At 60.0% G+C, this 17600-nt stretch carries 16 protein-coding genes; 8 read left to right on the plus strand and 8 right to left on the minus strand.

Going from position 1 to position 17600, the window contains the following annotated elements; translation table 11 throughout:
* The first annotated feature begins 13 nt into the window (after window positions 1-13).
* The gene (locus BW979_RS04515) at window positions 14-1327 is read left to right on the plus strand and encodes an ATP-binding protein (RefSeq protein ID WP_047226842.1); all 1314 of its coding nucleotides are present in this window, start codon (window positions 14-16) and stop codon (window positions 1325-1327) included.
* 122 nt (window positions 1328-1449) lie between these two features.
* Here BW979_RS04515 and rimK read toward each other — a convergent pair whose 3' ends face one another.
* Window positions 1450-2355 carry a 30S ribosomal protein S6--L-glutamate ligase gene (rimK, locus tag BW979_RS04520; protein WP_047226843.1) on the minus strand — a complete coding sequence of 302 codons (906 nt, stop codon included), beginning with the start codon at window positions 2353-2355 and terminating at the stop codon, window positions 1450-1452.
* Entirely contained in the window at window positions 2352-2834 is a 483-nt protein-coding gene (gene rimB / locus BW979_RS04525) for a retropepsin-like aspartic endopeptidase RimB (RefSeq protein ID WP_025211286.1), read from the minus strand. Before rimB ends, rimK begins: the two co-directional genes overlap by 4 nt.
* A 233-nt stretch (window positions 2835-3067) precedes the next feature.
* Between rimB and BW979_RS04530 the strand changes: the two genes are divergently transcribed.
* The 3 genes from BW979_RS04530 to BW979_RS04545 all read left to right on the plus strand — a co-directional run bounded on the left by BW979_RS04530 (window position 3068) and on the right by BW979_RS04545 (window position 6247).
* The gene (locus BW979_RS04530; RefSeq protein WP_047226844.1) at window positions 3068-3472 is read left to right on the plus strand and encodes an RNA-binding S4 domain-containing protein; all 405 of its coding nucleotides are present in this window, start codon (window positions 3068-3070) and stop codon (window positions 3470-3472) included.
* A 149-nt stretch (window positions 3473-3621) separates the two neighbouring features.
* Complete coding sequence (gene hslO, locus BW979_RS04535; RefSeq protein WP_076383277.1) at window positions 3622-4524, plus strand: Hsp33 family molecular chaperone HslO; 903 nt, start codon at window positions 3622-3624, stop codon at window positions 4522-4524.
* Window positions 4525-4702: 178 nt separating this feature from the next.
* Entirely contained in the window at window positions 4703-6247 is a 1545-nt protein-coding gene (locus BW979_RS04545) for a phosphoenolpyruvate carboxykinase (RefSeq protein ID WP_047226846.1), read from the plus strand.
* A 169-nt stretch (window positions 6248-6416) separates the two neighbouring features.
* Here the strand turns inward: BW979_RS04545 and BW979_RS04550 are convergent, their stop codons facing one another.
* Window positions 6417-6770 carry a DUF1493 family protein gene (locus BW979_RS04550; protein ID WP_047226847.1) on the minus strand — a complete coding sequence of 118 codons (354 nt, stop codon included), beginning with the start codon at window positions 6768-6770 and terminating at the stop codon, window positions 6417-6419.
* Between the two features lie 148 nt (window positions 6771-6918).
* On the minus strand, window positions 6919-7983 hold the full coding sequence (locus tag BW979_RS04555) for a S8 family peptidase (protein WP_076383278.1): 1065 nt from the start codon (window positions 7981-7983) through the stop codon (window positions 6919-6921).
* 251 nt (window positions 7984-8234) lie between these two features.
* Here BW979_RS04555 and BW979_RS04560 point away from each other — a divergent pair, with 251 nt between their 5' ends.
* The 3 genes from BW979_RS04560 (at window position 8235) to BW979_RS04570 (ending at window position 11971) form a co-directional block, all read left to right on the plus strand.
* A complete protein-coding gene (locus BW979_RS04560; protein WP_076383279.1) occupies window positions 8235-10163 on the plus strand; it encodes a RecQ family ATP-dependent DNA helicase in 1929 nt (642 codons plus the stop codon).
* A gap of 107 nt (window positions 10164-10270) precedes the next feature.
* The gene (locus tag BW979_RS04565; RefSeq protein WP_076383280.1) at window positions 10271-11512 is read left to right on the plus strand and encodes a 3-hydroxyacyl-CoA dehydrogenase; all 1242 of its coding nucleotides are present in this window, start codon (window positions 10271-10273) and stop codon (window positions 11510-11512) included.
* Between the two features lie 39 nt (window positions 11513-11551).
* Window positions 11552-11971 (plus strand): acyl-CoA thioesterase, encoded by a 420-nt coding sequence (locus BW979_RS04570; RefSeq protein WP_047226851.1) that lies wholly within the window; start codon window positions 11552-11554, stop codon window positions 11969-11971.
* Between the two features lie 86 nt (window positions 11972-12057).
* Here BW979_RS04570 and BW979_RS04575 read toward each other — a convergent pair whose 3' ends face one another.
* The 4 genes from BW979_RS04575 to BW979_RS04590 all read right to left on the minus strand — a co-directional run bounded on the left by BW979_RS04575 (window position 12058) and on the right by BW979_RS04590 (window position 16970).
* Window positions 12058-12543 carry a glycine zipper domain-containing protein gene (locus tag BW979_RS04575; protein WP_047226852.1) on the minus strand — a complete coding sequence of 162 codons (486 nt, stop codon included), beginning with the start codon at window positions 12541-12543 and terminating at the stop codon, window positions 12058-12060.
* 261 nt (window positions 12544-12804) lie between these two features.
* Window positions 12805-15153: an FdhF/YdeP family oxidoreductase gene (locus BW979_RS04580; RefSeq protein ID WP_047226853.1), complete on the minus strand. Its 2349-nt coding sequence runs from the start codon at window positions 15151-15153 to the stop codon at window positions 12805-12807.
* Window positions 15150-15989 (minus strand): formate dehydrogenase accessory sulfurtransferase FdhD, encoded by an 840-nt coding sequence (gene fdhD / locus BW979_RS04585; RefSeq protein WP_047226854.1) that lies wholly within the window; start codon window positions 15987-15989, stop codon window positions 15150-15152. Before fdhD ends, BW979_RS04580 begins: the two co-directional genes overlap by 4 nt.
* A 93-nt stretch (window positions 15990-16082) precedes the next feature.
* Complete coding sequence (locus BW979_RS04590; RefSeq protein WP_076383281.1) at window positions 16083-16970, minus strand: LysR family transcriptional regulator; 888 nt, start codon at window positions 16968-16970, stop codon at window positions 16083-16085.
* 136 nt (window positions 16971-17106) lie between these two features.
* Between BW979_RS04590 and lysM the strand changes: the two genes are divergently transcribed.
* Window positions 17107-17556 carry a peptidoglycan-binding protein LysM gene (gene lysM / locus BW979_RS04595; RefSeq protein ID WP_047226856.1) on the plus strand — a complete coding sequence of 150 codons (450 nt, stop codon included), beginning with the start codon at window positions 17107-17109 and terminating at the stop codon, window positions 17554-17556.
* Window positions 17557-17600 lie beyond the last annotated feature (44 nt).

A 17600-nucleotide genomic window follows, 5' to 3' on the forward strand; every position in this document is an offset into this window, starting at 1 on the left:
GTAGCGGCTATTCATGAAAACCCCCGTTTGGTTCCCCCAGAGCTTCTTCTCCCGCACCCTCTGGCTGGTGCTGATTGTCGTGCTCTTTTCCAAGGCACTGACGCTCGTCTACTTGCTGATGAACGAAGATGTGCTGGTGGACCGGCAGTACAGCCACGGCGTTGCCTTGACCCTTCGAGCCTATTGGGCCGCCGACGAAGCCAACCGGGAGAAGATCGCCGAAGCGGCGACCCTGATCCGGGTGGTTGGCGCTGGCGTGCCGGAAGGCGAACAACACTGGCCTTACAGCGAGATCTATCAACGGCAGATGCAGGACGAACTCGGCGCCGATACCGAAGTGCGCTTGCGTATGCACTCGCCTCCGGCGCTGTGGGTCCGTGCGCCGAGCCTGGGGGATGGCTGGTTGAAGGTACCGTTGTACCCCCACCCGTTGCGCGGCCAGAAAATCTGGAACGTGCTTGGCTGGTTCCTGGCCATCGGCCTGTTGTCGACCGCTTCGGCGTGGATCTTCGTCAGCCAGCTCAATCAGCCGCTCAAGCGTCTGGTCTACGCGGCCCGACAATTGGGCCAGGGCCGTAGCGTGCGATTGCCCATCAGCGACACTCCCAGTGAAATGACCGAGGTGTACCGCGCTTTCAACCAGATGGCCGAGGACGTCGAGCAGGCCGGACGCGAGCGTGAACTGATGCTTGCGGGCGTCTCCCACGACCTGCGCACACCGTTGACCCGTTTACGGCTGTCGCTGGAGTTGATGGGCGAGCACACCGACCTGACCGATGAAATGGTCCGCGATATCGAAGACATGGACGCGATTCTCGATCAGTTCCTGGCGTTCATTCGCGACGGTCGGGACGAGTCCGTGGAAGAAGTCGATCTCAGCGAGCTGGTACGGGAAGTGGCCGCGCCCTATAACCAGAACTGCGAAAAAGTGCACCTGCGCCTGGAGCCGATCCAGCCGTTCCCGCTGCGCCGGGTGTCGATGAAGCGATTGCTGAACAACCTGATCGGCAATGCCTTGAATCACGCCGGCACGGGCGTCGAAGTGGCGGCTTATGTTTCCGGTGATACCAGCGCACCTTATGTGGTGCTCAGCGTCATGGACCGTGGTGCCGGGATCGATCCGTCGGAACTGGAAGCCATTTTCAACCCCTTCACCCGGGGCGACCGTGCCCGGGGCGGAAAAGGCACGGGATTGGGCCTGGCCATTGTCAAGCGCATCGCTTCGATGCACGGCGGCAATGTCGAATTGCGCAACCGCGCCGGCGGTGGTCTGGAAGCGCGGGTGAGGTTGCCGTTGGGGCTGTTGTTGCCTAGGGATGCGGTATAGGGATACACCCGTTTGCTCAAGAACTGATGTGGGAGCGAGCCTGCTCGCGATAGCAGTGGATCAGCAGCATTGATGTTGACTGACACGCCGCCATCGCGAGCAGGCTCGCTCCCACCTATGAGTTAACCCTTACCCTTGGTCCGGGTCATGTTCGGCCCGCCGTTTTTTTCCAGATGCTCGATGATGATCCCCGCCACGTTCTTGCTCGTGGTGGTTTCGATCCCTTCCAGGCCCGGCGAGGAGTTGACCTCCATCACCAGCGGCCCGTGATTGGAACGCAGGATGTCTACACCCGCCACGGCCAGGCCCATGACTTTAGCGGCGCGCAGGGCAGTCATGCGCTCTTGCGGCGTGATCTTGATCAGGCTCGCGCTACCGCCGCGATGCAGGTTGGAGCGAAATTCCCCGGGTTTGGCCTGGCGCTTCATCGAAGCGATCACCTTGTCGCCGACCACGAAGCAGCGAATGTCCGCGCCGCCGGCTTCCTTGATGTATTCCTGGACCATGATGTTCTGCTTCAGGCCCATGAACGCTTCGATCACCGACTCGGCGGCCGTCGCGGTTTCACACAGCACTACGCCGATACCCTGGGTGCCTTCCAGCACCTTGATGACCAGTGGCGCGCCGTTGACCATGGCAATCAGGTCGGGAATGTCGTCGGGAGAGTGGGCAAAACCGGTCACCGGCAAGCCGATCCCACGGCGCGACAACAATTGCAGCGAGCGCAACTTGTCCCGGGAGCGGGCGATGGCCACGGACTCGTTGAGGGGAAATACTCCCATCATTTCGAACTGGCGCAACACGGCGCAACCATAGAACGTTACCGACGCACCGATGCGCGGGATCACCGCATCGAACCCTTCCAGCGGCTTGCCACGGTAGTGGATCTGCGGCTTGTGGCTGGCAATGTTCATGTAGGCGCGCAGGGTATCGATCACCACCATTTCATGGCCACGTTCGGTCCCGGCTTCAACCAGGCGACGAGTGGAATACAGACGCGGATTACGCGACAGCACAGCGATCTTCATGCAACACCTGTGGCAGAGGTAGTGGACACCGGGAACACCGGCTTGTCTTGAACGTATTTGATGCCCGGATTGACCACCAACTGGCCGTCGATCAAGGCTTTGGAACCCAATAACAGGCGATATCGCATGGACTTGCGGCAGGCAAGCGTGAACTCGACTCGCCAGATCCGATCCCCCAGTGCCAGCGTCGTGCTGATCACGTAGCGAACCTGAGCGTGGCCGTTGGAGCTTTTTATCGTTTTGCGCGCCACCAATGGGGCTTCGCAGCGACGATGGCGCAACTGCACCACCGTTCCCAGATGCGCGGTGAAGCGCACCCATTTTTCACCGTCGCGCTCGAACGGCTCGATGTCGGTGGCGTGCAGGCTGGAGGTGCTGGCGCCGGTGTCGATTTTTGCCCGCAGGCCCGCGACACCCAGATCCGGGAGCGCCACCCACTCGCGTAGACCGACAACGGTCAGATGGTCAAAAGTCTTCAATAAAAAAACCTGCGATCAGTACATCGGATCGTGGAGCCCGCGAATCGCGGTATTCACGCAGAATAATCACAAAATGGCGACAGTTATCTACACACCTGTTTCCGCTCGTAACCGATACCGGCCCGCATCGTGCCGCAAGTCAGTTCGGTCGACATTCTATCTGTCGGACCGAATTCGTGCGCTCGACAAAAACGGTAGTACAGTTCTGACTATTGGCTGAAAGAGGAATTGCAGTGGCACAAAAAAAGGAAGAAGACGACAAGGTCCGTCTCGATAAATGGTTGTGGGCAGCGCGATTCTATAAAACCCGCGCCCTGGCCAAGACCGCCATCGAAAGCGGCAAGGTCCATCACCGGGGCGAACGTTGCAAGCCGGGCAAGGAGCCTCGCATCGGCGACGAATATGTCATTCGCACCGGGTTCGACGAAAAAACCGTGGTTGTCCAGGCCCTGTCGATCGTGCGCCGCGGCGCGCCGGAAGCGCAGGCGCTGTATCGCGAGACCGAAGCCAGTATCGCCCGGCGCGAAACCGCAGCCGCCCAGCGCAAGGCCGGCGCCTTGGGGGTCAGCACCGATGGCAAGCCCAGCAAGAAGCAGCGTCGGGATCTGTTCAAGTTTCATGGCAGCAATAGCGAATAAAAGATCGGCAATTTGAGGCCGCAGTGCCTGTGGCTCGGATGCGCAGTCCGCCCCATCCCGTCCGACAAACCCTGGCCTTGCTTGGAACCCACCCGGAATGTCCATAAAATGCCTGTCATCCTTTGTCATCACCTCAGATACCAGACCCTATGACTGATTTGCCGGATACCGACTACACCCAACGCTTCATCTTCGATGACAGCGACACTCGTGGCGAACTGGTAGCGTTGGAGCGTAGCTACGCCGAAGTTCTTGCCAAGCATCCCTATCCGGAACCGGTCGCCCAACTGCTCGGTGAACTGATGGCGGCTGCGGCGCTGCTGGTCGGCACCTTGAAATTCGATGGCTTGCTGATTCTCCAGGCCCGTTCCGAAGGCCCGGTGCCATTGTTGATGATCGAATGCTCCAGCGAACGCGAGATCCGTGGCCTGGCCCGTTATCACGCCGAGCAGATCGCCCCCGACGCGACCCTGGCCGACATGATGCCCGATGGCGTGCTGGCGCTGACGGTCGATCCAACCCACGGCAAGCGCTACCAGGGTATTGTCGATCTCGATGGCACGTCTCTGGCTGAATGCTTCACCAACTACTTCGTCATGTCGCAACAGACCAACACTCGCTTCTGGCTCTATGCCGACGGGCGGCGTGCCCGTGGTTTGCTGCTGCAGCAGTTGCCCGCCGATCGCCTTCGCGACCAGCAAGAACGTGACGCCAGCTGGCAGCACATCACCGCTCTGGCCAGTACCCTGAGCGCCGATGAGCTACTGAGCCTGGACAACGAAACCGTGTTGCATCGTCTCTACCATCAAGAGCAGGTCCGCCTGTTCGACGTTCAGCCGTTGCGCTTCCAATGCAGCTGCTCTCGTGAACGTTCCGGCAATGCGCTGGTCAGTCTGGGTCTGGAAGATGCGCAGCAATTGGTGATCGAGCATGGTGGCGCCATCGAGATCGATTGCCAGTTTTGCAACGAGCGCTACCTGTTCGACGCTGCGGACATCGCCCAATTGTTCGCCGGTGCGGGTGTCGACACACCGTCAGATACTCGTCACTAAAACGGTTCAGCGCAGGTAAATCTCCTGGCAAACGCCGGATTTACGCCGTACTGACGGGAGGGCCCTACTTTTTTTGGGCTTTTCTGGCATAATCCGGCCCACTTTTTTCGGGTAGTAGTGCGCGACTTCCTACTACAAAACGTTTGGAGCACTCGGCCACAGGCCGACGGGGAATCTCATGACGCAAGCCAATAACGCCGTGTACACCGATCTGAGTGTCGATGATCTGGTCAAAGAAGCCCTCAGTCGCGGTGAAGGCGAGCTTGCCGATACTGGCGCGCTGGTTGTTCGCACCGGTCATCGTACCGGTCGTTCACCGGTTGACCGTTTCATCGTTGAAGAGCCGACCACCCAGGACGCCATTGCCTGGGGCCCGATCAACCGCAAGTTCCCGGCCGACAAGTTCGACGCCCTGTGGGACCGCGTAGCAGCCTATCTGGGCGAGCGTGAGCGTTTTGTCTCCCATGTTCATGTAGGTTCCGACCCTGCGCACTACCTGCCGGTCAAGATGACCACCGAGACTGCCTGGCACAACCTGTTCGGCCGCTGCCTGTTCATCAACCCCGAGCAGTACAACGCCGGTGGCAAGGATGAATGGCAGATCCTCAACGCGCCGAACTTCGTCTGCGAGCCTGAGCGCGACGGCACCAATTCCGACGGCACCGTGATCATCAACTTCGCGGCCAGGAAAGTACTGATCGCCGGCATGCGTTACGCCGGTGAAATGAAGAAAGCGCTGTTCTCCGTCCAGAACTTCCTGCTGCCAGCGGTTGACGTACTGCCTATGCACTGCGCCGCCAACATGGGCGAAGAGGGCGATGTAACCCTGTTCTTCGGTCTGTCGGGCACGGGCAAAACCACGCTGTCCGCCGATGAAAGCCGTTACCTGATCGGTGATGACGAGCACGGCTGGGGTGTTGGCGTGGTCTTCAACATTGAAGGCGGTTGCTATGCCAAGTGCATCGACCTGTCCGAGAAGAACGAGCCGGTTATCTGGAAAGCCATCCAGCACGGCGCCGTACTGGAAAACGTCGTTCTGGACCCGGTCACCAAGAAAGCCGATTACGCCGACGACAGCCTGACCCAGAACAGCCGCGCCGCGTACCCGCGTGAACTGATCGAAAAACGCGCACCGAAAAACCTCGGTGGCGAGCCAAACGCAGTGATCTTCCTGACTTGCGACCTGACCGGCGTACTGCCGCCGGTGTCGATCCTCAGTGAAGAACAAGCGGCCTACCACTTCCTGTCCGGCTACACCGCACTGGTGGGCTCGACTGAAATGGGTTCGGGCAGCGGCATCAAGTCGACGTTCTCCACCTGCTTCGGCGCTCCATTCTTCCCACGTCCTGCCGGTGAATACGCTGAGCTACTGATCAAGCGTATCCGCGGCTTCGGCTCCAAGGTCTACCTGGTCAACACCGGCTGGACCGGCGGTGGCTACGGCGTCGGCAAGCGCTTCAACATCCCGACCACCCGTGCGGTGATCGCGGCAATTCAGAGCGGCGCGCTGATCGGTGCTGAAACCGAGCACCTGGACATCATCAACCTGGACGTGCCGTTGGCTGTTCCGGGCGTTGAGACTGGCCTGTTGAACCCACGCAACACCTGGACCGACAAGGCTGCCTACGACGAAGCCGCCAAAGCATTGGCTGGCTTGTTCATCGAGAACTTCAAGAAGTTTGAAGTGAGCGACGCGATCAAGGCCGCTGGGCCGCAGCTGTAAGGCTTGGTTCGCGAATGAAAAAACCGCCCTTTTCAGGGCGGTTTTTTTATGGACGGCTTTTGAGGGGGCGGATGCAATGCTGTGCTGCTCCCGGCTCGAAAGCAGCCATTATTCCACCTGGAATCACGGTAAACAGCCAGAATAATGCCACTTAATGCGTGCCGTTCGGCTACACTCCTTCCACTTCCTGCGTCTCCCAGCGCTGAGCCTTGATTGCCTTGTAGAGCATCCCAATGGTCAGTGGCACCTTGCTGCCACGGCCCTTGGCCCTGCGCTTTTGAAACACATCAAATCCTTCCGGCTGAAAGTAGCGGTACGCGTCGTAGTCAATGAGGTCGAGGGCGAACCGCTCCTCCAATGCTTCCATCAGATGCCGAGCGTCCGCGCCGTCACAGCCCAAGTCGAGATTGATGGCGGTGTCCAGACGGATTGTCTTGCGCTCCGGCAGGCCGATTTCTTCATGGAGCAGTTCCATGAGCTGGCGCATGGCGTGGTCGTCAGGAAAATCTGGGGCGAGGTACATGAAAAAATGTCCGGGCTGAGGGTGGCGTCTGTATAGGTGGAAAGTTTAGGGCGAAATCTTTGCCCGTTGGAAAAAGAAGAAATATCCCACGACCGTCTCGGAACTGTCCGGGAGGCTTCGACAGCCGCGAGCGGTAGCGGCTCTTGGTTCAGTCAGCCAGCGGTCCTGGGGCGCGTCGTGAGGCCGCCTCAAGGTCCATCAACCCTCTGCCGTAGGCTTCGCTGTTGGCGTAGATGCCAGTGCGGTTGGCTGTCGCCAGCAGATGTTCGCGCACTTGCTGTGCGTTGAGCTGCGGGTAGAGGCTTTGCAGCGCAGCCAGTGCGCCACTGACCAACGCGGCGGCCGGGGATGTGCCGGCGGTTTGCACGTAACGGCCATCCTTGCCCACGGTAAGCAGGCCTGCCTGTGGACCTGCGTCGCCGCCGGGTACGGCGATGCACCAGGCGGCTGCGACGCCGCAATAGTTGGATTTTCCATTGATGGTGCTGCCATCGTTTTTCAACGCCACGACCGCGATCCAGCCTTTCTCCAGTTCCGGCAATGCTGCCGGTAACCCAGGTTCGGCCAAGGGCTCGCGCTTGAGCTCATTGCCGGTCGGGAAGACAAATACGGCGCCGTCTTCCACCAGTTTTCGGGCAGCGGTCAGGGAGTCGGGCATCACCTGGTTGTAACGTGCTTCAGTGATTTCGGTGGCGGGGATGGCGTTGGCCCACGAGTTATTGAACAGGCGCGCGCCCTTGTCGAAACCGCTTTGCCAGGACTGTGCGATTTCGCTGTCGAAAAAAAACGGTTCGTTGTCGTCGCCGAAACGGAAGGGGATCAACCTGGCCTCAAACGCGATGCCATGCATGCCCTGATCGTCCTTGTTGGCGGCGAGGATACCGGCCATTTGCGTGCCGTGCCCGACCCGGTCAAGGGTACCGGGACGGTTTTCGACATGGTCGAATCCGGGGTCACCCAGCCTGCCCTCGAACTCCGTCAGCCTGCTGTTCAGTCCAGAGTCGATCAGCGCCACGGTCACGTTCCGGCCGGTGCCACCCCGGGCATACAGAGCTGAGGCTCTGACGATGGCCAGACCTTGCTGGGCGCGGTATTCCGGTGTTTCGAACACGGTGGTTCGCATGTCGGGTTGTGCTGGAATGGTCAAGCAACCGGCCAGCAGTGAGGCCGACGTTAGCGCCAGGGTGCGTAGCGCGGAAAATGGATGTGACATGGTTCAGTCCTTGAGCGGAGTCTTGAGCGCCAGGCTTCCAGGCCTGTAACGCATGAGTGGATGGCGCACCTTACCTTGCAAGCGAAACGGGAACGAGGCATCAAAGTGCCTGGATTTGTATCGCCTCGTGGCAAAGCACAAAGGCGCTGAGGCTGTATCATCCGGTATCGTTTTTCCCCCAAACCTTTTCTCGACTCCCTGCGCCGTCCGGCTAGGCTTTTGGCATCGCAGCAGTCAAGGAGTGACCGCCTATGCACAGCACCCTGGAACAGGTTTTCGGTTATCCGCAGTTTCGCCCCGGTCAGGAAGCTGCCGTCAGCGCAGTACTTGCCGGTCGGTCGGCAGCGGCCATTTTTCCTACCGGCTCGGGCAAGTCCCTGTGCTATCAATTGCCGGCCCTGCTATTACCGCATCTGACCCTGGTGGTCTCGCCGCTGCTGGCACTGATGCAGGACCAACTGGCGTTCCTGCATCGCCATGGCATTGCGGCGGCGAGTATCGATTCAGTCCAGCGTCGTGACGAAGCCAGCGAGGTCATGGCACGGGCCCGTTCGGGCGAGTTGAAGATTCTGATGATTTCGGTGGAGCGGCTGAAGAACGAGCGCTTTCGCAATTTCCTGCAGCAGGTACCGATCTCGTTGCTGGTGGTAGATGAGGCCCACTGCATCTCCGAATGGGGGCATAACTTTCGTCCCGACTACCTCAAGCTCCCCGACTACCAGCGTCAGTTCGACATTCCCCAGGTGTTGCTGTTGACGGCCACCGCAACGCCCAAAGTCATCGCGGACATGCAGGCGAAGTTCGCCATCGCCCCCGACGATGTGGTCACCACCGGCTTCTATCGACCTAACCTCAACCTGCTGGTGGAACCGGTACGCGGCGCGGATAAGCGGCGGCGACTGGTGCAATGGCTGGGCGAGCGAGCCGGACAGCCGAGCATCGTCTATGTCACCTTGCAGCGAACCGCCGAGCAGATTGCCGAGCACCTGAGCCAGCATGGGATTGAGGCCCAGGCTTATCACGCCGGCTTACCTCATGAACAACGCGAAGCCATCCAGCGCCGGTTCATGGGCGGGCAGTGCAATTGCATCGTTGCGACCATCGCCTTCGGCATGGGTATCGACAAGAGTGATATCCGCAACGTGGCGCATTTCGACCTGCCTAAATCCATCGAGAACTACAGCCAGGAGATCGGCCGGGCGGGGCGTGACGGGTTACCGTCCGATTGTCTGGTCCTGGCCAACCGTGACAGCCTCAACGTGCTGGAAAACTTTGTTTATGGCGATACGCCGGAGCTGGCGGGTATTCGGTGCGTGCTTGATGAGTTGAAGGCTGCAACTGCCGATGGCCAATGGGAGTTTTTGCTGGGGCCGCTGGCGGACAAGAGCAACATCCGGCAACTACCGCTCAAGACGCTGCTGGTGCAATTGGAACTGCGCCGGCTGATCGCGCCGCGTTATGCCTATTTCGCGGAGTATCGCTTCAAGTTTCTGATCGAGCCGCAGGCATTGCTCGAGCACTTCGAAGGGGAGCGTCAGGCGTTCGTCTCGGCCATCATCCAGACCTCCAGCCGTGCTCGTACCTGGGCCGCGGTGGATTTCGACGGGATGTACCAGCTGTATCACGCCGAGCGTAACCGCGTGGTCAAGGCGCTGGATTACTTTCAGGAAAAGGGCTGGGTCGAGCTGGAAAGCAAACAGATGACCGAGGTGTATAACGTGCTTGAAGCAGGGTTCGACGTTCAGGCGCTGAGCGCCGAGTTGCACGACTATTTCACCCGGCACGAGCGTGGGGAGATCGCGCGGATCCACGCGATGCTCGAACTGTTCGCCACCGATCATTGCCTCGGTTATCGGTTGGCCCAGTATTTCGGCGATGAAAGTGCACCGCAGCGCTGTGGTCATTGTTCGGTGTGCCATGGACGCGTTGCCCGTCTGCCGGAGCCACCACCATTACCAGTACTGGTGGACAGAGACTTCAACGCACTGTGTGGCGACTTTATCAACAGGCACGAGCAGCATACCGGCAGTGCACCCTCTGCGGAGCGGGTGACCCGGTTCCTCTGCGGCATCAGCGTGCCGTTGTTCACCAAACTGAAGGCACGGACGATTCCAGGATATGCGCAGCTGGAGGATTACCCGTACGCCGAAGTTCGCCACTGGGTTCAAGCGGCTTTGTAATCCGCATCCATCCGATGAATGCCCGCCATCACACGAATAAATTTCAAAAATATTCTGCGGCTGACTAAGGTGAGGGCTGTCTTTGGATCGCCAACAAGAGAGCAAACATGAGCCAGACACCCTTCGATATTCAGCGCGCCGCCGTAGTCGGTGCAGGCACTATGGGGCGGGGCATCGTGATGTGCCTGGCCAACGCCGGCGTGACGGTGCAGTGGGTCGACAACAACCCGCAGATGCTGGAACAGGCGTTGGCTGCCGTGGCCGATACTTATGCCCACAACGTGCGCCAGGGCCGTATCGACCAGGGTGAAGCCGATGCCCGAATCGCCAGGGTGACGCGGGCAGATGACTACGCGGCGATCCGCAATGTGAATCTGGTCATCGAGGCGGTTTACGAGAACCTTGAGCTCAAGCAGAAGATCTTCCGCGAGCTGGACGGCTTGCTCAAGCCGCAAGCCATTCTGGCGAGCAACACCTCGGCGCTGGACATCGATGCGATTGCCGCCGTCACCCGCCGCCCCACCCAGGTGTTGGGTCTGCACTTCTTCAGCCCGGCGCACATCATGAAGTTGCTGGAAATCGTTCGTGGGGCGCAAACCTCCAAAGCGGTGCTGGACGCAGCCCTGGTATTGGGCAAGCGCATGGGCAAGGTCAGCGTGGTGTCGGGCAATTGCCACGGGTTCATCGGCAATCGGATGCTTCACCCCTATGTGCTGGAGGCGCGCAAGATGCTGCTGGAAGGGGCGTTTCCCCATCAGGTTGACGCGGCATTGCAGGGTTTCGGCTTCGCCATGGGGCCGTTTCGCATGTACGACGTCGTCGGCATCGACCTGGAGTGGCGCGCTCGGGAACTGGCGGGCAAAGGTCAGGATGCACCCGAGGTGCAAGTGGACAACCGTTTGTGCGAACTGGGTCGGTTCGGCCAGAAAAGCGGCGACGGGTACTATCACTACGAAGCCGGCAGTCGCCAGGCCGAGCATGATGTAGAGGTCGATGCGCTGGTGCAGCGAGTCAGTGAAACGTTGGGTTTTCAGCGTCGCGAGATCGGCCCCGAGGAAGTCCTCGAGCGTTGCTTGCTGGCGCTGGTCAATGAGGGCGCGAAAATCCTGCAGGAAGGTATTGCCGAGTCGGCTCATGACATCGACCTGGTATATCTCAACGGCTACGGCTTCCCCGCGGACAAGGGCGGCCCGATGGCCTGGGCCGACCATCAGGGACTCGAAGACATCCATGCACGGTTGCTGGAACTCGAAACGAAGCAGGGGGACCACTGGAAGCCCGCGCGTCTGATCGGGGAGCTGGCGGCCCAGGGCAAGGGATTCGCACAACACCAGGCCTCAAAACCCTGAACAACGCATGACCCATTGAGCAACCGTAAAGGACACCTGATGCCCCAACGTAGCGAATACCCGCACCTGCAACCGATCACCACACGCTGGCACGACAACGACGTGTACGGTCACGTCAACAACGTGACTTATTACAGTTTTTTCGACACGGCGGTGAACACTTATCTGATCGAGGTCGGCGGCCTCGATATCCACGATGGGGAGGTGGTGGGGTTCGTGGTGAGTTCGGCTTGCGACTACTTTGCCTCGATCGCCTTTCCCGACCGGATTGAAATCGGTCTGCGGGTGGGGAAGCTGGGCAGCAGTTCAGTGCAGTATGAGCTGGCGGTGTTCAAGGCGGGGGAGGAGGAGGCCTGCGCGGCGGGGCGCTTTGTGCATGTTTTTGTGGAGCGGTCTTCGAATCGGCCAGTGGCGATTCCGGATCGGTTGCGCGCCGCTTTGGAACGGCTGGTGATTTAAACGAAAAATCGCAGTCTCCTGTCAGACGCTTGAGAAGCGCTGACGAAGACTGCGATTTTCTATCGACTACTGGTTAGAGCCAGTGATCAATCGTCGTGATAGCGATGTTTGTGCTTGTGCTTGCGATGCCCATAGGCATGGCCACGACCTGGATGGCCGTCACGGTAATAACGGCGATCACCACGGCGACCGTCATAACGACGATCGTCGTCATCGTCCTTGCCCATATAGTTGCCCAGTGCACCGCCAGCGCCGCCGCCTGCTGCTGCACCGATCAGGCTGCCGGTGGTGCCGCCTACGCTACGGCCGACCACGTTACCGCCGGCTGCGCCCAGTGCACCGCCAATCGCTGCTTCGCCGCGGCTGCGTTTGTCCGCACCGACCGCACTGCCACCCGCGCCACCCAAGGCTGCGCCGATGGTGGACCCGGTGTTGCCGCCCAAGGACTGGCCGACCACAGAACCCAGAACCCCGCCCAATGCGCCGCCCACGCCTGCTTCGGTGGTGCCACCGGCAGAGGCTGCGCCACTGATCAGGCCAAGGGACAACAAGAGAATCGAGGAGAACTTCATAGAGGAGCCTCAAAGGGATGACGGCGCGATCCTGAGGCTGGCTTCGCTTGGTTACAATCGAAATCCGACGAGTAACACGACTTGTGCACAATTCGATAAGTTATTGTTTTTTGGGCGGAACTTAACAGATTTTCGCCGGTCTTTAGCTACTTCGGATAGGCCGTTTTCTATGGAAAACGGCCTTTTTTGTGGGCGATTGAAAAGTAGGATTGTGGGAGCCAAGCCTTGCTCCCACACAACCTAATCGCCTGGCACGTTGTGTCAGGCCGACTTGGCCAGAATCAGCCCATTCTCGCTCGCCGCTTCCAGACGGATCGCCACGAATTTCGAAGTCGGGGTATGGCTGCCGTCGCCGGTGCTCTCCAACGGCACCAACGGATTCACTTCAGGGTAATAGGCGGCGGCCTGTCCGGCGGGAATGTCAAATGCCAACAGGGTAAAGCCTTTGACCCGTCGCTCGCGGCCGTCATCCCAGAGCGAGACGATGTCGGCCTTCTGCCCAGGTTTGAAGCCCAGTCGAATGATGTCCGCTTCGTTGACGAACAACACGTCACGCTGGCCCTTCACGCCGCGATAGCGGTCATCGAGGCCATAGATGGTGGTGTTGTACTGATCGTGGGAGCGCATGGACTGCATGATCAGGTCAGGCAACTGCCCGGTGGCGCGAGTGCGCTCATGCACCAGGTCGGTCGGCAGCCGGTTGGGCTTGAAGTTGGCGCGGCCTGAGGCGGTGTTCCAGCGACGTGCACCGGCGCTGTTGCCCAGATAGAAGCCGCCGGGGTTCTGGAGCTTTTCGTTGAAGTCTTTGAACCCCGGGATGGTATCGGCGATCAGGTCGCGGATGCGGTTGTAGTCCGCCACCAGCCAGTTCCAGTCCACCGGATGGTGGCCCAGTGTGGCGGCGGCGATGCCGGCAATGATCCAGGGCTCGGAACGCATCTGGTTCGACAGCGGCTGCAATTGGCCATTGGATGCATGGACCATGCTGAAGGAGTCTTCCACGGTCACCGCTTGTGCGCCTTCGACTTGCAGGTCGATGTCGGTACGGCCCAGGCACGGTAGGATCAGCGCCTCTTTTCCATGAGCCAGATGGCTGCGGTTGAGCTTGGTGCTGATCTGCACAGTCAGGTCGCAGTTGCCCAAGGCCTGGAACGTCCGATCACTGTCCGGGGTGGCCTGGGCGAAGTTGCCGCCCAGAGCGATGAAGACCTTCGCCCGGCCGTCAGCCATGGCGTGGATCGCTTCGACCACGTTGTGGCCATTCTCGCGCGGCACCTTGAACTGGAAGCGACGCTCCAGCGAGTCAAGGAACGCCGCCGGCGGACGCTCGTTGATGCCCATGGTCCGGTCGCCCTGCACGTTACTGTGGCCGCGAACCGGGCACAGACCGGCGCCCGGCCGGCCGATGTTGCCGCGCAGCAGCATCAGGTTGGCGATTTCCTGGATGGTCGCCACCGAATGGCGATGTTGGGTGATGCCCATCGCCCAGCACATGATCACGTTCTTGCTGATGGCGTACATGCGCGCCGCTTGTTCGATCTCGACCAGGGTCAAGCCCGACTGCTCAACGATCTGCTCCCATGGCGTGTCATCGACCACGGCCAGGTAATCCAGTACGTCGATGCTGTGTTCGTTCAGGAACGCGTGGTCGAACACTGCAGCAGCGCCGGTGTTTTGCGCCTCACGTTCCCATTGCAGCAGGAACTTGGCCATGCCCCGCAGCACGGCCATGTCGCCACCCAGGGCCGGACGGAAATAGGCGGAGTTGGTCGGTTTGTCCCCGTTGGTAAGCATCTCGATCGGGTTTTGTGGGTGCTGGAAACGCTCCAGGCCACGCTCCTTGAGCGGGTTGATGCACACCACTTGGGCGCCGCGTTTCACTGCTTCGCGCAGCGGTTCGAGCATGCGTGGATGGTTGGTGCCCGGGTTCTGGCCCCAGACGAAAATCGCGTCGGCGTGTTCGAAATCGTCGAAAGTCACGGTGCCTTTGCCTACGCCGACACTCTGAGACAGCGCCACGCCACTGGCTTCATGGCACATGTTCGAGCAGTCGGGAAAGTTGTTGGTGCCGTAGGCGCGCACGAACAACTGATAGAGGTAGGCTGCTTCGTTGCTGGCCCGGCCCGAGGTATAGAACTCAGCCTGGTTCGGGCTGGAGAGCCCCTGCAAGTGTTTGCCGATCAGGGCAAATGCCGCTTCCCAACTGATGGGTTTGTAGCGGTCGGTTTCGGCGTCGTAGCTCAGTGGCTCGGTCAGGCGCCCCTGGTATTCCAGCCAATAGTCGCTCTGCTCCAGCAGCGACGTCACACTGTGTTTGGCGAAGAATGCGCCATCGACACGGCGCTTGGTAGCTTCCCAGTTCACCGCTTTGGCGCCGTTCTCGCAGAACTTGACCATGCCGCTTTCCGGCGAGTCGCCCCAGGCACAGCCTGGGCAGTCAAAGCCGCCGTTCTGGTTGGTCTTGAGCATCATGCGCAGGTTCTTCAGCGCATTGTCGCTGGTCAGCCAGGCCTGGGCGACGCTGATCAGCGCGCCCCAACCACCGGCCGGACCCTTGTAGGGCTTGTAGCGCGGTACGGGTTTCTGATCGGCTTGTTGATGATTGCTCACGCTTGATTCTCCATCGCAGGGCTATAGACCCGCGGCGCACTTTTCTGCGGCAGGTGGATGAGATTGAGGTTGTGCTGGCGGGCCCACTGCACGGCAAGGCCGGTGGGTGACGACAGGCTGACCAGGGTCTGGATGCCGGCGCGCAACACTTTCTGGATCAATTCGAGGCTGCAACGACTGGTGACGATCGCCACGCCTCCGTTCACCGGGATCTGTTGCCGGATCAGCGCGCCGATCAGTTTGTCGAGCGCGTTGTGCCGGCCGATATCTTCGCGTCCCAGCAGCAATTGGCCTTGGGCGTTCATGAACAGCGCCGCGTGGACCGCGCCGCAATGCTGGCCCAGGGGCTGGAACTGGCCGATGCGTTGACGCAGGCCTTCGAGCCACTGGGCCGGTGGCAGTGGCGTGCCGGGCAGTGCCTTGAGGTTCGGTAATGCCTGCTCCACCGCTTCCACCCCGCAAAGCCCGCAGCCGCTGGTGCCGGCCAGTTGTCGGCGTTGTTGCTTGAGGTTCCAGAAGGCGCGGTTGGCGATGGTTACCTGGGCGTATTGCGCAGAACCGTCGCCGCTCAGTTGCACGTCATAGATGTCCGCAGGGTATTCAATGATGCCGCTGCCTAGGCTGAAGCCGACGATGAAGTCTTCAAGGTCAGACGGCGTGACCAGCATGACAGCCTGACTGATGCCGTTATAGGCGATCGCCAGCGCCACTTCCTCGGCCAGCGCGGTGCTGTCCGATTGGGAATGGTCCAGGTTGCAGTAGCGATAGCTCTGGCTGGCGGCTGGCGCGGGTATTTTCTCCGCAGGCGCAGAACAGACCGGAGGCTTGTCGTTCATAGGCATCACTGACAGTGGGAATAGTGATAAGACTAAATGCGGCAATCTGCCACGTCTAATCGCTATTACTGATCTATCAATAGATGACGTCGATCAAGATGTCGTTGATGATTTCTGATAGAGGGCGAAGCAAGCTTCCGCCAAAGCCGAGCGTGGAGCGCCGCGGCGCATGATCAGACCCAGCGGGACCAGAGTTTGCGCGTCTTCGATGGGCTGGATGCGCAAGTCTCGGGTCAGCATACCCAGGCCACTGTTCAGCGGCATCACGGCGCAACACAGTCCGCCGTGTACGGCTTGTAACAATTGATGCACCGCGTCGGTTTGCAGCAGAGGGCGGGGTGTGAGGCCCCGACTGTGGAAGTTGTGGTCGATGGACTGACGAAAATGCATGCCGCTGGTGAGCATGCCCAGGGGCAACTCGATCAGCGCTTCCCAGCTCAGCGGCTGCTCGCCGAAATAGAAGTATCGCTGGTCAAATAGCAAGCCCATGCGCGTATGGTTGAAGGGCAGGGCGTCGAAGCGCTCGGTGTCCAGGCGCTCCAGATAGGAAATGCCCAGGTCGATGCGGTTGTTCGCCAGTTGTTCGAGGATGCGTTCGGAGCTTAAGGATGACAATTCGAAATGCAGGTTAGGGTGCTCGCTGTGCAGCCGCTGCATCATCGACAACGGATCGAAGTCCGACAATGGCACCACTCCCAGGCGCAGGGTACCCACCAGGTTGCCACGGCAGGCCGCCGCTTCGGCCTGTAGACCGTCATAGGCCGCCATGACCGTGCGTGCCCAGGCCAACACCCGCTCCCCGGGAGCGGTGAAACCTTCAAAGCGCTGGCCTCGATTGACCAGCGGCAGGCCCAGCTCTTCCTCAAGGCTGCGCAGGCGCATTGACAGGGTCGGTTGGGTGATGTGGCAGCGCGCGGCCGCCTGGCCGAAGTGGCGGGTTTCGTCGAGCGCGATGAGAAATTTCAGCTGCTTGATGTCCATCTTCGTTCCAGGGCGCGGGAAGGTTGGGATTCTAGCGCTTTGTGCGCGGCAGGGTCATTGGTCGGCTGGGAACCGGGTTCGTTTGGCTTGGTCTAGGCTTTTGCGTCTGGACACTTAAACCTATGGAGAGAACACGATGAGCCTTTTCAGTTTTTTGAAAGATGCCGGTGAGAAAATTCTTGATGCACTGACGCCCGACAAGGCACAGGCCAACAGCGAAGCGCTGACCAATCACGTAAAGGAGGCGCTGACAGGCATTGATACTTCAAAGATCCAGGTGAAAGTCGAGGGCGAAAAAGTCATTGCCTCGGGTGAAGCCGCGACCCAGGAAGAGAAAGAAAAGATTTTGTTGGCGCTGGGCAACGTGCACGGTATCAGTGAAGTCGATGACCAAATCACCGTGACGGGGCCTGTGGCCACTGAGGCCAAGTTCGTTACCGTCGTAAAAGGTGACACCCTGAGCGCCATTTCCAAGCGTGTTTATGGTGATGCGAACAAGTACAACAAGATTTTTGAAGCCAACAAACCGATGCTGTCGCATCCGGACAAGATCTATCCGGGGCAGGTGCTGCGCATTCCCGAATAAAGCTTGAGGACCGCATTGTCTTCATCGCGAGCAGGCTCGCTCCC

The sequence above is a fragment of the Pseudomonas sp. A214 genome (assembly GCF_900156295.1).
Taxonomy (GTDB): Bacteria; Pseudomonadota; Gammaproteobacteria; order Pseudomonadales; family Pseudomonadaceae; genus Aquipseudomonas; species Aquipseudomonas rhizophila.